The sequence below is a fragment of the Agrobacterium larrymoorei genome, from assembly GCF_005145045.1.
In the GTDB taxonomy this organism is placed as follows: domain Bacteria; phylum Pseudomonadota; class Alphaproteobacteria; order Rhizobiales; family Rhizobiaceae; genus Agrobacterium; species Agrobacterium larrymoorei.
The window spans coordinates 47,046-61,458 of sequence record NZ_CP039694.1 but is presented as its reverse complement, the minus strand read 5'-3'; the positions used below and the strand labels follow the sequence as shown (position 1 = coordinate 61,458).

14 protein-coding genes and 2 pseudogenes are annotated in these 14,413 nt (G+C 57.6%); 5 read left to right on the top strand and 11 right to left on the bottom strand.

Annotation, left to right across the window (positions count from 1 at the left end; all coding sequences use genetic code 11):
* Positions 1 to 2: 2 nt before the first annotated feature.
* The 4 genes from CFBP5473_RS23220 to CFBP5473_RS25475 all read right to left on the bottom strand — a co-directional run bounded on the left by CFBP5473_RS23220 (position 3) and on the right by CFBP5473_RS25475 (position 2,514).
* On the bottom strand, positions 3 to 404 hold the full coding sequence (locus CFBP5473_RS23220) for a DUF3085 domain-containing protein (RefSeq protein ID WP_027676416.1): 402 nt from the start codon (positions 402 to 404) through the stop codon (positions 3 to 5).
* A gap of 12 nt (positions 405 to 416) precedes the next feature.
* Positions 417 to 1,016: a DUF1419 domain-containing protein gene (locus CFBP5473_RS23215; RefSeq protein WP_027676415.1), complete on the bottom strand. Its 600-nt coding sequence runs from the start codon at positions 1,014 to 1,016 to the stop codon at positions 417 to 419.
* A gap of 142 nt (positions 1,017 to 1,158) precedes the next feature.
* Positions 1,159 to 2,121: a DUF3991 and toprim domain-containing protein gene (locus CFBP5473_RS23210; protein WP_027676414.1), complete on the bottom strand. Its 963-nt coding sequence runs from the start codon at positions 2,119 to 2,121 to the stop codon at positions 1,159 to 1,161.
* 210 nt (positions 2,122 to 2,331) lie between these two features.
* Positions 2,332 to 2,514, bottom strand: coding sequence for a hypothetical protein (locus CFBP5473_RS25475; RefSeq protein ID WP_027676413.1), 183 nt, complete (start codon positions 2,512 to 2,514; stop codon positions 2,332 to 2,334).
* 734 nt (positions 2,515 to 3,248) lie between these two features.
* Here CFBP5473_RS25475 and CFBP5473_RS23200 point away from each other — a divergent pair.
* Positions 3,249 to 4,073 (top strand): DUF3800 domain-containing protein, encoded by an 825-nt coding sequence (locus tag CFBP5473_RS23200; RefSeq protein ID WP_084631744.1) that lies wholly within the window; start codon positions 3,249 to 3,251, stop codon positions 4,071 to 4,073.
* Between the two features lie 710 nt (positions 4,074 to 4,783).
* Here the strand turns inward: CFBP5473_RS23200 and CFBP5473_RS23195 are convergent.
* From CFBP5473_RS23195 to CFBP5473_RS23175, 5 genes are all read right to left on the bottom strand, one after another.
* The gene (locus CFBP5473_RS23195) at positions 4,784 to 6,424 is read right to left on the bottom strand and encodes an ABC transporter ATP-binding protein (protein ID WP_234881929.1); all 1,641 of its coding nucleotides are present in this window, start codon (positions 6,422 to 6,424) and stop codon (positions 4,784 to 4,786) included.
* The gene (locus CFBP5473_RS23190) at positions 6,396 to 7,208 is read right to left on the bottom strand and encodes an ABC transporter permease (RefSeq protein ID WP_027676410.1); all 813 of its coding nucleotides are present in this window, start codon (positions 7,206 to 7,208) and stop codon (positions 6,396 to 6,398) included. The genes CFBP5473_RS23195 and CFBP5473_RS23190 overlap by 29 nt, the downstream gene beginning before the upstream one ends.
* Entirely contained in the window at positions 7,209 to 8,213 is a 1,005-nt protein-coding gene (locus CFBP5473_RS23185) for an ABC transporter permease (protein WP_051441350.1), read from the bottom strand.
* 64 nt (positions 8,214 to 8,277) lie between these two features.
* Positions 8,278 to 9,831, bottom strand: a complete 1,554-nt coding sequence (locus tag CFBP5473_RS23180; RefSeq protein WP_037171400.1) for an ABC transporter substrate-binding protein — start codon at positions 9,829 to 9,831, stop codon at positions 8,278 to 8,280.
* Between the two features lie 27 nt (positions 9,832 to 9,858).
* Entirely contained in the window at positions 9,859 to 10,803 is a 945-nt protein-coding gene (locus CFBP5473_RS23175; protein WP_027676407.1) for a homocysteine S-methyltransferase family protein, read from the bottom strand.
* A 241-nt stretch (positions 10,804 to 11,044) separates the two neighbouring features.
* On the opposite strand from CFBP5473_RS23175, the pseudogene CFBP5473_RS23170 reads away from it, so the two are divergent.
* Together CFBP5473_RS23170 and CFBP5473_RS25760 are read left to right on the top strand one after the other, a co-directional pair.
* Positions 11,045 to 11,329: pseudogene (locus tag CFBP5473_RS23170) on the top strand (N5,N10-methylene tetrahydromethanopterin reductase); the annotation flags it as partial.
* Positions 11,330 to 11,421: 92 nt separating this feature from the next.
* Positions 11,422 to 11,830: pseudogene (locus CFBP5473_RS25760) on the top strand (transposase); the annotation flags it as partial.
* A 19-nt stretch (positions 11,831 to 11,849) separates the two neighbouring features.
* Here the strand turns inward: CFBP5473_RS25760 and CFBP5473_RS23160 are convergent.
* Positions 11,850 to 12,593 (bottom strand): ATPase, encoded by a 744-nt coding sequence (locus CFBP5473_RS23160; RefSeq protein WP_027676405.1) that lies wholly within the window; start codon positions 12,591 to 12,593, stop codon positions 11,850 to 11,852.
* Positions 12,590 to 12,934 carry a hypothetical protein gene (locus tag CFBP5473_RS23155; RefSeq protein ID WP_051441349.1) on the bottom strand — a complete coding sequence of 115 codons (345 nt, stop codon included), beginning with the start codon at positions 12,932 to 12,934 and terminating at the stop codon, positions 12,590 to 12,592. The genes CFBP5473_RS23160 and CFBP5473_RS23155 overlap by 4 nt, the downstream gene beginning before the upstream one ends.
* Before the next feature lie 441 nt (positions 12,935 to 13,375).
* Between CFBP5473_RS23155 and CFBP5473_RS23150 the strand changes: the two genes are divergently transcribed.
* Together CFBP5473_RS23150 and CFBP5473_RS23145 are read left to right on the top strand one after the other, a co-directional pair.
* Positions 13,376 to 13,663 (top strand): hypothetical protein, encoded by a 288-nt coding sequence (locus tag CFBP5473_RS23150; protein ID WP_136954439.1) that lies wholly within the window; start codon positions 13,376 to 13,378, stop codon positions 13,661 to 13,663.
* A gap of 80 nt (positions 13,664 to 13,743) precedes the next feature.
* Positions 13,744 to 14,184, top strand: a complete 441-nt coding sequence (locus tag CFBP5473_RS23145) for a hypothetical protein (RefSeq protein WP_027676402.1) — start codon at positions 13,744 to 13,746, stop codon at positions 14,182 to 14,184.
* The last annotated feature ends 229 nt before the right edge of the window (positions 14,185 to 14,413 follow it).

Genomic DNA, 14,413 nt, shown 5'->3' with positions numbered 1-14,413 from the left:
CGTTATGACCACTCGATGATGAAGAGTTCCATCGAGTCTGCCTGAAAGCTGATGCCAAGATGCCGGGCGTTTGGGCAGGCAGAGATCATGGCCTCCAGCTGCGTCGCGTCGATGAATTCGACGCCGTCATCTCCGACGAACGTCCTCCGCTTGACCTCGAACCAGTCGTCGTTCGTGCGGGGATCGCATTCGAGGGCATAGGCGATGAACGGCGTTTCGCCGTCCGGCAATTTGCCGTTCGAGCACAGGTAGACACCGTGATCACCCACGAGCCAGACACCCGGCTGTTCATCCCGACCGGGAGAAAGACCGTAATGAGGGCTGCGGAAACCGCCGTTAGCTTCTGCGTCGGTGCGACCGCGGGCCACGACCGCTCGTACGGATTCGATCGGAAAGGAAAGCATGACCCACCTCCCTTATGCAGCAACCGCGTCGGGCAGATATCGCAGATGGACTGGCAGCTTCGCTGAAATCTCCGCGTCGGTCAGATCCTCCAGGAGCTTGACGTTGACCGTAGCGGTTCCAAACATGCGGATCTTTCGCCTGCCACGCTTGGAGCCAAAAAACTGGAAATCAGCATAACCGCGATAGTCATCAGCGGTGCTCGACCAGATGTGCTCCAGCCTTTCCTCACGGGTCATTGCCCGGACGGGGCGTGTTTCCCGCTCGATAATCGTGGTGCGCATCTGCTGGAGCGACGACGTATCAGCAAGGTCGCAATAGCCATGAAAATAGCGGATTTGACCGTCAATCCTCAGGGTGAAGAAGACGGAAGTGACCGAGCCCGTCAAAAATTCCCGCATGGCAAACATATCGCCACGCATCCAAAGTGGGGGCAGGATCTCGAACATGTAATCGTGCTCGCGCTCACCGAGCTCGAACCACTCTCCGGTGTAGAGGGCACCATCGTCGCCCTCCCAACGGTTCGGGCGCTGCGCGTGTCGATCGAACATGCGGAACATCTGCCGGCGATCGGCGACACCCTGATAAACTTTGCGGATAGGAGAGAAGGTCATGAGCGGGCTCCTTCAGCCTCGTCCGGGCGGGAGTGCGGCGGATCCTCATGGTCGCCATCTTCTCTTCAGCCCTTCCTGACCCCTCCCCTCAAGCCGCCTCTCCGTCCGGGCGGGTCAAGGGCCGGCGTGGCCGGGCGAAGCTTTACCCTTGACGCGGCCGGCGGGCATGCGGCAGCCCTCGATCTCTTTCCATTCTTCTTCCGCTCCTTCCTTGCTCGCGAGCGCGTAGCGCATCATTCCAGTCCTCGGCCGGCGGCTTCAGCCGTAACCAGTCGCAGCCCGTCTCATCGGCAATGTCGCGAAGGCGGCCGGCAAAACTTTCACCCTGGCTGTTGGCGTCGGTGGCCGCGACCAGAACAGCACCGGGACGCGCGGCCAGCTTGCGCAGGGCCACCTCCGTCGTCGGCGACCAGCCTCCGCCGGTACTGAGATAGAGGCTTCCGTCGCGCAGCCCTTCGAAAGCGACCAGGCTCATGGCGTCGATCGCTGCTTCGGTGACGCATAAGCGCAGCGCGTCTTTGGCACCGAGCCGGAACAGCACTTTCGATCCGCCAGTCGAAAATCCCCGCCAGTCCGGGCCGCGCTCTTCCCAGCCGGTCACGGCACCAGCGTCATCGACATGGGCCGCCCACATGCTGCCGTAAGGCCCTTCCCGCAGGACGTTGGTCTCAACAGCGGCCCGGATGATCCTGTTCGGTAGGTATCGATCGGTTGAAAGGTAGCGCCATGTCATTGACCCGCGCCATGGCTTTCGCCGACCGTCCCATCGCTCCAAGATGGATGCTACAGGAGCCGCATCGCGCACCGAGCGTCGCCACTCTGGCTCCTGCAAGTCGACCCCAACCAGCGACGCGACACGATTGAGAGCATCAACAAAGGAAAAGCCCTCCATATGCTGAACGAGGCTGAAGACATCGCCCTTGGCCTCGGAGAGCGGGTCGAACCATCCCCTGCCGCCGTGTATGACGATGACAATCTCCCGGCCGCGCCGGTATTTGATTGCCCGCCGTGTGCATTCCTTCAGATCGACCGCGAACCTTGCCTGCTCCAGCACGACGGCGCAAGGCACACGATCCCGTAGGTCTTCCAGTTTCTGTTTTTCCATCCCTTTGCCGGCGCTCTTGGCGCCGCCCTTCTTGTCCGATTCATTTCTCCCAAAATTTGCGGGACCGTTTCCGACGGTCCGCGAAGAGCAAAGGAGGCAAGGGCGCGGCTGGCAACCTGCAGATCTGCACCATGGCAACCGAGGGGCCGCACCAGCCGCGGCGAAGCTTCCCTTGCCGCCTGCAGCTCGCAAGCGGCAAGGAATGCCGGCTCAATGAGCCGGCCCGTACGCGAAGGGATCGAACTCAGCGATGGTCTCGACCTCGCCGTCATCGAGTTCGTCGCTCGGAAGGACGCCGAACTCGTCGCCAGAGCGGAAAAGCGTGACGGGGACCATAAGGGTGCGGGAAAGCTGGAAGGCGTGGTTCTGTGCGACGGTGAGATCTGTGTTCATCGAAGGGCTCCATCTTGGAGCGGGCCGTTCCCGCTCGATGGCTCCCGTCAGTGTCCGGAACCGGTCGCGATCACCGCGAAGGCAAAGCCGAGTGGCCGCACGCTTGCGTAGCGGACCCCGCAGCGGGTTGATCGACGGAGATCCGGGGCTGGACCAGGAAGCCATACATTAAGAGCGGGAATGGAACGCCTCCATGAGCCCGGCCTCGAGTTTCAAAGATCTTGCTGGTCCGGGACACGTCACCGCACACCACACTCTAGTCGTCCGTCCACACCGGTCTGGGAGTAGCTCGCCGCCAATGCTGGCGTACGGTTGAGAAGGAGCGGCACGCGGCAAGCAACCGCAAATTCGGGGGTGTTAGGTAGACCGTCCCCTTTTGCATAGGTGCGTTGCACAATTCTTGTTTGCGCACCGCATAATATGTAGGCAGTATGCCTATAGCTGATGCACGCGATGGCGTCCTCCCAGGTCCATCGTATCAGCTGTTCCCCTCTGGAGGTTTTTGACCTTCACAATTAAAGGGCCTCGGTATTCCGGTGGCCCTATTTTTTTGTGTAGAGGTGACGGAATGACGAGACGCGATGAGCGATCCATTGTGAGGCGCGCACCAGTGCGGAGCCGCCCTCTTGAAAAGCGAACACCTAACAGATATATGTTGGTCATAGTCGAGAGCACTGATCCGTCGGTGCGTTGAACGATTGTTTCACTCGGCTTACCGAATTCGAGCGGACCGCATGCGGTCCGCTTTTTCGTTTCAGGGGGATTTGTTGCATCTACTGTATCTTGACGAGTCCGGTCACTCACATGATCCAAGCTCCGACTTCTTTGTCCTCGCCGGGTTCAGCATATTCGAGCGCCAGACGCATTGGCTGGAAAGCCAGATAGATCCAGTCGCAGCGCGCTTCAGCCCAGCCAATCCTCGTGACATTGAGTTTCATGGAAACCCGATGCGGTCGGGCAGCGGACCTTGGAAAGGCGTGGCTCCAAATGACAGGGTTCAAGCCGTCGTCGATATCTTGTCTCTACTAGCCGACAAGCAGCTGCAGCTGAAAGTCTACGCCTGCGTCATCGAGAAGAAGCTCCTCAGCCCTAACGATATTCTTGCTCGTAGTTTCGAAGAAGTGGCTTCGTGTTTCGATGGATATCTGAAAACGCTATACAAGAAGAAGAACCCGCAACGCGGCTTGGTCATCCTCGATAAGAGCAACTACGAGGAAAAAATCCAGACGCTGTCTCATGTGTTCAAGCACGTTGGGCATGCAACCGGGCAACTTCGGAACTTTGCTGAAGTCCCGCTTTTTCTGGATTCCAAAGCATCTCGCCTGATTCAAATGGCGGACCTGATCGCCTACTGGATCTTCCGTCACTATCAGACGGGTGATCAACGTGGGTACGACCTTATAAAACCATATTTCGCACGCTATGGCATTGGGCCGGTTTCTGGTCTTTGTCGTCACGTCACGCCTGAGACGGAGTTGCGCCTCGCATCGCTGCTACCACCAACCCATCCGTTTCCTCAACCCACTAAGAACGTCGTTGCCAGCGGGCAAAGCATATGATGGAGACTCACGGGAAATAGGTTATGCACGTTTATCCTCAAAAGCACCCTGAACCTGCGAGCTTTCAGACGTGCGCTAGGTTAGGCCTGCCCTCGTCCGACCCAAACCCGCCTACCAATCGACCGCCACGGACTCAGCAAGAGCGTGGATGCGGTCCGGGTGGCGGTCCCAAGTGGGTTCGATCGGTAAAGAGTCGAACATTGCCTGTGTAGATATTCCAAGCTCCGCCTCAAATGCACCATTGGAACCCGTAAGGTCACAGCTTGCCTGCAAACTCGCTACGAAACGGTTATGGTAATTAGCCAGCAAACGAATTTTCTGCGCACTTTGGCATCGTCATTTCGTAGACCTTCAACGATCAATTCGCGATGCCGACCTAGGAAAGCAAACTGCCCCACCACAACCGCGTAAAACTCGCCCGGCCCGGGTGCGCTGGGGTAGTCGAGGAAGTACGATACAGCGATGGACGACCTCGTCAGCCTTGCCTCGCCTCCGTCGAAACCGGCTTTCTGCCAAAGACTGTCGTCTTCCGTGTATGTATTGCAGATGCTCGCGAGTTATCGAAGCCATTCACGATCAATGGCTTGCGCGCGGTAATAGCCGATGCGGCTTTTGTAAGCCCTGCGGCTTAGAGGATTGAGGGGATGAACCGGGAACCCAGTCCGGGACGAAGCAGAACCCTATCATTTCAAAACAGACCAAGAGCTTCGTCATTGCTTCAGTGCCATGGAGAAGTGTCGGTCCATCCAACCAATCTCGATCTTTGGGACAGCATTAACGAGCCGCTCCGTATAGGTGTCAAATGGCGGCGACAGCACGTCTTCCGTCTCGCCACGGCGCACGATCTTGCCGAGATGCAGGATGCTGACATGCGCGGCGATCGCGCGGACGATGTTGAGATCGTGCGTGATGAACAGATATGCGATTCCGCTTTCGCGCTGAAGGCGAAGAAGCAAGGCCAGGACGTCCTTGGCGACTAGCGGATCCAAGGCCGAAGTTGGTTCGTCGCAGATGATCAGCTGTGGGCGAGCGGCAAGGGCCCGGGCGATGCAAACCCGCTGCTTTTGGCCTCCCGACAGCGAACGCGGGTTCCGACTGGCCAGCGACGGATCAAGCTCCACCTGGGTAAGCAACTCCCTGACGCGCTCCCGCCGGGCTGCGCCCCGCAATCCCTCATAGAGAGTGACCGGCCGCCCGACGATTTCTTCTACTGTATGACGAGGATTGAGGGCGGTATCCGGCATCTGGTGGATCGTTTGCAGCAACCGGCGCTGCTCGAACGATCGCTTGGAAGTCTGTGCGTCAAGATGTTCGCCGCTGAAATGAACGGTACCCTTCAACGGCTGTAATAGACCGTTGATCACGCGCCCGAGGGTCGATTTTCCCGAACCGGATTCGCCGACTAGGGCGGCAGTTTCTCCGGCCCGGATTTCAAGCGACACATCCGACAAAACCGGCGATCCATCAGTATAAGCCGCCGATATGCCGGAAACCGTGAGCACGCAGGTTTCGCGGACCGGCTGAGACTGCCGCTCCAGTTGGCTGGCCGTGACAAGCATGCGGGTGTAAGTATGCACCGGCTGTTCGACAATGCGAGCGACCGGCCCGTATTCGACAGTCTTGCCGTGCCGCAGCACCATGACGTCGTCTGCAATCTGCGTGACAACCGCCAGATCATGACTGATATAGAGGGCGGCAGCCCCGGCGTAGTCGATGGCATCGCGAATGGCTTTGAGAACTTCGATCTGGGTCGTCACGTCAAGTGCGGTTGTCGGCTCGTCGAAGATGACAAGATCGGGGTTCGAACACAGGGCCATGGCTGTCATTGCGCGTTGTAGCTGGCCACCGGAGACCTGATGGGGAAACTTGTCACCGAAGCGTACCGGATCCGGCAGGCCGAGAAGGCGAAGCAGATCATTGGCACGGGCATTCGCGCGAACACGGCTGACGAGCCCGGACCGGATTGACGATTCGGTGATCTGATCCCGCAGGCGATGGGCGGGATTGAACGCCGCGCCCGCCGATTGGGCAACATAGGCGATGCGGTTCCCGCGCAACTGCCTGCGCGCGTCCTCACTGATCGAAACGAGATCCACGCCATCGAACAGAATTGCTCCCGATTCGAACGCCAGACCGGGCCGGACAAAGCCAAGGGCAGCGAGCCCGATCGTCGATTTCCCGGCGCCGGACTCACCGATGAGGCCGAGTACCCTGCCCTTTTGCAGCGAGAACGAGATATCATCGACAATTGTCGACGTTTCCGAGCGGTTCGCTCGTCCGATATGAAGGTTCTGAATGTCCAGAAGTGGAGTCGTCATGGGATCAATGCTGCTCCAGCCGCGCGTCGGCATCAAGTATCCAATCGACGACCATGTTCACCGAGATGGCGAGCAGCGCGATCGCTGCTCCGGGTATCAGCGCAGCCCCTACCCCGAACAGAAGGCCGTCCTTGTTCTCCTTGATCAGGCTACCCCAGTCGGTGATGGGCGGCTGTATTCCAAGGCCGAGAAACGAGAGCGTCGATAGGAACAGCACAGCGAAGATGAAGCGCAGGCCTGTTTCCGCAATCAGCGGTGCGAGGGCGTTGGGAAGGATTTCGCGGTAGACGATCCATAGCCGCGTCTCCCCCCGCAGGATCGCCGTCTCGATATAATCGCGCGCCGCGATATCGGCGGCGACGGAACGGGCAAGCCGGAAAAAGCGGGTGCTCTCCAGAAGCGCCATGATGGCGACGATAACGACGATCGATCGCGGCAGGATCGTCAGCAACACGAGCGCGAAAATAAGCGTCGGGATCGCCATCAGCAGATCGACGATACGCGACAGGATAGTATCCAGCCAGTCGTTGCGCAGCCCCGCCAGCAGGCCAAGGCTTGTTCCCACGGCATAGGCTATGCCGGTGGCAGCGGCCGCCGTAAAAATCGTGACTCGCGCGCCCCAGATGAAGCGCGACAAGAGGTCCCGTCCGATCATGTCGGTGCCGAGTGGTGCGGTCAACGACGGATAATCCCAGCTTGCGCCGACAATATCGTTGACGCCGTGAGGCGCGATGAACGGCGCAAACAATGCAACAAGCAGAAACGCCGCGACGAAAACGAGGCCGATGCAGGCCGAAAAGGTGAGGTGTCTGAACATTTATTTTGGATATCTCAGCCGCGGATTGGCCAGTGTCGAGACCACATCCGCAAGCAGGTTAAGACCGATATAGACGGCGGCAAACAGCAGGCAGCACGCTTGGACCACCGGAATATCGCGGTTGACCACGCTATCCACCATGAACTGCCCCATGCCGGGGTAGACAAAAATGACCTCGACGACCACGACCCCTGCAACGAGATAGGCGAGGTTGAGAATGACCACGTTCACGATGGCAGCCAGCGCATTTGGCAAGGCGTGGCGCCAGATGATGCACGAGTGCGATGCACCCTTTAGGACGGCCATTTCGATATAGGGCGAGGCGAGAACGTTGAGGAGCGCGGCCCGGGTCATGGTGGTGATGTGACCGGTGACGGCGAGGGTGAGAGTCAGGCAGGGCAGGATCATCGCCAGAAGCCTGTCACTGAAGCTCATCGTCTCGAACACTGTGGCGCTGCTTGCAAGCCATCCGAGCGTAATCGAGAAGACGAAGATCAATAGGTAACCGACGAAGAACTCCGGCAAGGCAACGATGCCGCGGGTCAGGGCCGAGACAGAGCGATCAAGAAGGGTGCCGCGATAGCGAACAGACAGGATACCGAGAAACACGGAGAGCGGCACGGACACCACCGCAGCCGCCGCCGCAAGAACAAGTGTGTTGCCCAGGCGAAGACCGAGGCTGGTGGTAACGCTGCGGCCATTGATGAGGCTGACGCCGAAATCACCTTGCAGCGCGTTCACGAGCCACAGCAGATATCGCTCGACAAGCGGCCGATCGAGACCCAGTTGAAGGCGCAATTCCGCGAGGGCCGCCGGCGTCGCTGAACGTCCAAGAAGCGCCGTTGCTGCGTCTCCCGGCAGAATTTCCGTGCCGATGAAGATCAGCGTCGAAATCACGAACAGTAAAAGCAGGCCGATCAGCAGCCGCCGGGCGGTCAGGCGAGCGATGTGGTGATCCCGATATCGGGGCCGCACGCTCAGTTCGATCGTTTCTACAACAGCCATAGCGACCTCATAAGACCATATGTCACGACCCGGCAGTGCCCGCCGGATCGTGACTGTTGCGATCCTAGCTTTCCAGCCAGACTTTTTCGGCTGTCCTCGGTCCGTTTTGGCCGGGGATGGCTTTGTAGCCTTTGAGCTTGCTGCTCGACGCGCTGATCTGTGCCGAGTAGGCCGGAATAACCGAGCTGTTTTCCTCGATGATCAGCACCTGCGCATCATGATACAGTTGCTTGCGTTTCGTCTCATCGAGTTCTCCGCGAGCGGCCAACACGAGTTCGTCGAATTTCTTGTTTCTCCAGCCGGACTCGTTCCACGGCGCTTCCGACAGGTAGATCAGGGAAAGCATGGCATCGGCCGTCGGGCGTGCGCCCCAGCCAGACGCGACGAAAGGATGCTTCAGCCACACATCGCTCCAGTATCCGTCGGCCGGCACGCGGTTGACCTCGAAGGGGATGCCCGCCGCCGTTGCCGACTGCTGGTAGAGCTGTGCCGCATCGAGCGCGCCGGAGAAACTGGCGCCATCCGATGCCGACAGCACGATATTGCCGTCGTAGCCGGACTTCTTCCAGTGGAACGCTGCCTTGTCCGGATCGTGGGCACGCGTCGGCACATCGGAGGCAAAATACCGGTTCGACGGAAAGATCGGATTGTCGTTCGACACCGTGCCGGCGCCGCTGAGAATGGAGGTGACGATCTGCTCCCGGTCGATCGCATATTTGAGAGCAAGGCGCACATCGAGATTGTCGAATGGCGCACGATCGGCGCGACCGGCAAACAGCACGATCGAGCTATCGTCTTCGCGATGAAGCGCAAGCGCCTGATTGGCCGTAAGTCTCTGCGCAACACGCGGCTCGACATTATTGATGAAATGCACGGAATTGCTGATCAGTGCGGCGACACGCGCGGATTTGTCGTTGTAGGCAACGGTTTCGACCGAATCCACATGGCCGCGCTCGGGGTCCCAATAGTTCGGATTGCGCTTGGCCAGGGTTCGAACGCCCGGCTGGAAATCCTCAAGGATGAAGGCTCCGGTGCCGATACCGTCATCGAAGTTGACGCCATCCGGCGTGATGCCGAAATGCACGTCACCGAGAAGATACGGGAAGTCGGCGTTTGGTCCGGAAAGATTGAACGTGACCTCGTGATCGGCGGACTTCACAATGTCGGTCACGCTGAGAAGATAACCCTTGCCCGCCGATTCCGACTTTTCGCCGCGATGGTGGTTGAGGGAATAGATGACGTCTTCCGGGGTCAATTCCTTGCCGTTGTGAAACTGCACGCCCTTGCGCAGCTTGAAAATCCACTTGCTGCCACCGGCGGCAGGTTCCCAGGATTCAGCCAAGCCGGCGCGCAGGCTGCCGTCGTCGTTAAGGTCCGTCAGCGTGTTAAAAAGCTGCAAACCGATATTGTAGGCGTAAGCCTCGAAGTAAAAAGCCGGATCGAGGCGATCGGTGCTGGACGCATTGTCGATACCCAGAATGAGATGACCGCCTTTTTGCGGCTGCTGGGCGCGGGCGAAGCCGGGCAGGATGAGCGAGCCGGCCGCCAACGCGCTGGCTGCCTTCAGCAGCGTACGGCGATCGATCCCGCCGACGTTTTTATTGTTTTGAAATGTCATGGTCTTGATCCGAGGTTGCGTGCTGGTTCAGGCAGCGACAGGTTCCGGTTTGAATGTTGTCTTGATTTCGAAAATATGCTCCGGGCCGATGCCGCAGCAGCCGCCGACGATTGTCGCGCCTGCATCCACCCATCGGCTTGCAAAGGTCAGATAACCCGGCGGATCGAGATCCTCGCGAAGATCACCGAGTCCTGAATTGGCCTTGATTTCTTCCTGGCTTTCCGGCCGGGGGACGAAAGCATTGGCATAGACGCCAATAGCGGCGTGAAGGGAGCTGTCCTGCAGGGACTGCCGCGCCGCTTTGATCGCAGCCTCCATGATTTCAGCCTGGCTGCAGTTGAAAAGCAGCGCGGACGCACCAAGCTCGACCGCCTTGGCCGCAGCCTCGGCAACCGTCTCCCCTGAGCGCAGGCGCGGTGGCCATTTTCCTGCGATCACGTCCCTGACGCCGTTTCTGTCGTCAAGGGTAAAGGACAGCCAGAGTGGCCTCGGATCGTCACCCAAAGCACGGCGGATAGCCTCGACCTCGGTCAAGGAGCCCTGCGTCTCTGCCAGCCAGAAATCGACATAAGGAGACAGGCCCTGAACCAGAACGGATAGAATTTCCGGCGCCCGTTCTGCATCGAAGAGATCGGGCCGATAGGAGCCAAAAACCGGCGGCAGCGAACCTGCAACCCGAACCCTTCCACCGGTTTTTTGTGCTGCGGAACGCGCCAGCTTGCCGGACAGATCAACCAGCTCTAACCCAAGATCTGCAAAGCGCTCTTCCCCGATGTGGAACGGAACCACCGCATAGCTGTTTGTGGTGATAACATCAGCACCGGCGGTTATGAACGCGTCGTGCGCTTTCTCGACATATTCGGGTGCTTCGATCAGCGCGAGGGCGGACCATTCGGGTTGCTTGAACGGGGCGCCGCTTTTCAGAAGTTCACGACCCATGCCGCCGTCCAGCACCGTGATTTTCTCGGACATGCGTCCTCCTGCGAAATTACTGTATATTTTCAGACGCTTGTTTCGACGCATGGCCGGAGCAGCGGGTGACGAGATATAGGGCGTCCTCCGGATTTTCCTCAAGAACATAAAAACTATATATTTAATAGACAAAAGAAATTTATGCCCGGTGCAACCTGCGCAAAACCGTTATCTAATCGCCCGAAGTGGATGTGGCCCGAATGAAGAGCCCCATCGGCAGCACAGCGAAACAGCGGGTCGTATGACGAAGAAAATTCACATCTACGCGTTCGACATGAACTGTGTCAGCCACATCAATCATGGACTGTGGACCCACCCACGGGATCAGTCGACGTCCTATACCAGCCTGGAATACTGGGCGAACCTCGCGCGCACCGCCGAGCGGGGCAAGCTCGACGGTATCTTCCTCGCCGACATCGTCGGCGTCTACGACGTCTACAAGGGCGGGCCGGCGACGGCCATCTCCACCGGCGCGCAAACTCCGGTCAACGACCCACTGCTCGTCGTTCCTGTCATGGCGTATGTCATACACCGCGACATGGAAGGTGGGCCGCAACACAAAACGTTGATTAGTGCCCTACTTGATCGAAGTGCACAGGGTTTCTCAAATTGGTGAGAATATGGTCCAAAGCTGCCTTTCAGGAGGTAGCGTCGGCGCGAGGCGATTTGAGCGAAGAGGAATGGCATATCATCGAGCCATTCTTACCAAAAGAACGCGGGCGTAAGTCGCGCCCTGCTCACGATAATCGGTGTTTTCTAAAGGGGATGCTGCATGTCCTACGCGTCGGATGCCCCCGGTGCGATATGCATGAGCGTTGTGCTAAGTGAAACTCGATTTATGTCCGGTTCCGTCGATGGCCGAACAAAGTGTCTGGGACGTTCTTCTCGAACCGGTTCTTGAGTTGCGTTGACCGATGACCGATGACCGGTAGCACGTGATCGACACCACCGTTCGGGGCCTTTCGCAGGCTTCGGGCGCAAAAGGGGGACTTATCAGGAGGCGTTTGGTCGATCACTCGGCAGTTTTTGTACTTTGTCAACAGGACCTAGAGCGGCTGTTCTTTCGGGCAGACGATGTCCAGCCATTTCGCTATCCCTGAGGGCACAGCTTGTTCACTGTTTCGGATATCATACAGCGTCTCCCCTTGTCGCCTTACAACACATACGGAAAACGCACGTTTTTCATCTCGGCTATTGTCGACAAGTACCGATGCGTCGGCGACATCGAGAGCGTGTCGAATAGCCACCTGTGTTCTAGGGAATCTCTCTCTGAGCTTTGTCTCGTCTACTGCGTGACCGTGTTCGGCGACGCGGGTGCGGACACGCAGGATGGAGAGATCTGTGTCGGTCAGCCCGACAAAGAACAAAAGAACAAAATAGCCAGCAGCTTGAATGTCACGGATCATATCAACTTTTGATTCAAACGATCCATCTCCTTTGTCTTTCCAATGGGAGAAGACCGTTTCCATTGCAAAAGGAACTTGAGCCCGCATGGCGTGACCGACAAACGCTCGGACCCCTCGTTGAGCCACGAGCATCCAGTTTTGGTCGTTGTCACGAAGATCGAGCGCCCAGTCAGCTAAAGCACCTTCACTGTTAGGCTCAGGCAGGATTGACAGCATCATCCGGTCGGCATTTATAAGCGGGATCTGGAGTTGACCGGCGAGCATCTTTCGCCACATCGTTGATTTTCCGGAACCATTGTGTCCAGCGAGAATGATTGCTAGCGGCTTCTTAGTCTCGCGCTGAGTATCTACGATACTCGTTACAGCGCTGGCGAGATTGTTCATCCGACAGGCTCGAACTCGCCGTTGACCATCCTACCGCGATCGACCTGCCCGTCCAAGACCCTCACAAAGATCGTCGGGTCGTTCTCATCGACAGAAAACCGCGGGATCCCCTTCTTCTTGGACAGGGTTACGCCTGGCTTAGTGAGCTTTTTGCCAACACGCGCGAGCGCATCCGTGCTTCGGTCAACGTGTGCTTTGATGCTTTCGGCGCTCGGCCTATTTCCTGCAATGGTTACGTCACCGAAGGTGACCGTGACATAACTCTTTGACTTCAACTCACGTGGACTTACCGACACGCCAAACTTGCGTTTCGTTGGTGAGTCAGAGGACTTCCGCTTCATTTTCGTTTCCTGTGCCATGGAGCAAATATAGTGGAACTATCGAGGGCAATCCAGCCCGGATCTCTACGGGAACAAAAATCGCGGCAGATCGAATACTGATTTCGAACAACCGAAAGTCAACTTGGCAGGTTAGCGGTCTCTGCCCTGAGGTCACTCGCGACACCGCGTCTCACAGTCTATTTTGCCTCAAGATTGAAAATTACCTGCATTGATACTTTGGCGAAAGTAACCTATTAATTCCTTCGGTGAATCGGGGTATTTCCTATGAGCGAAGTGATATCTGTGATGACTAGCAAGTCCGTCGAGACGATTTTATCTGATGGCGGGACCCAATCTTGGGCGTTAGACAGGAACCGAGCTGCCCGATGCGACTATGTCGTCATGTGCCGAAACGCCAAGGCTCGCGAGATGCGAGGCTCGGAGGCACACGGAACCGCATTTATGGTCGGCAAAGTCAAAGATGTTGTCGCCTCGACGGAAACACCCAATCGCTGGCTGATACTGATAAGAGAGTACGCGCTAACCAACGTCCCGGACCAGTGGTCCGGGCGAAATCCTGTTTCCTATTGGAGCGAGCGGGATTTCCCGGATATCGATTTCAGTGGGCTGGCTTATCAAGCCATCGCTGCGTCTAAGCCACTGGGGTTGACGATCGCAGAAGCCAAGGCAGGATTGGCGGTCACATTCAACGTGCCCGAGGCCGCTATTGAGATCACGATCCGCGGCTGACGCGATATTGCGGGGAGGAGGCTCGTTTCATCAATGCAAATTTTGCAAGCAATCGCGACACGAAACTAAGGGAATTTTTTATGATGGACACAGGCAAAAGCAACAGGGCGACCGCCATCACTAAAGCGCTTTCCGCGTTGGAAGAGGCATCAAGGACCGAAGCCGCCGCCCGCAAGCGTGAAATTGACCAATGGATCGCCGCACTTGCTGCGGCTGAAGTAGCGGCTGTGAAGGCAAATACAAAATCTCGCTCGTTTCAGGTCAATTATCGGATCAAGAACTCTACGTCGAAAAAAAGGGGAAAGGCTGAGCAACGCCGGTCAGCGTTGATTGCCCTCTTAGAGTCTCTCAAGCCGGCGGAAAAGCATACATCGACGTCAACGTGGATCATTTCGCTTCACATTGAAAGCGCGGAGAAAATTCTGGACCTGCTCAAAGGACCCGTGGCCCCCTTCGACTATTTAGCAATTGCAGAAGTCGGCCCAAATCGGGCAAAATTTGGGGATGCCGATCTCGAATGAATGCAACCGCCGTGCGTTGTGACGCACGGCTGACATCATGACCGCCCCCAGCCCGAATGGCTACGTGCCGCATTTGTTGATGCGCCTACCGGACCGGAAAGACGTACAATCATAATTGAAGGTTGAGGGCTGGAAACAAGCTTCCGAAAGGATACCGCTGCGGCCTTTTCCAACATGTATGGACTCCGGCCTGAGAGAGCATCCTCGTCTCGTTAGGCTCATTCAAGGT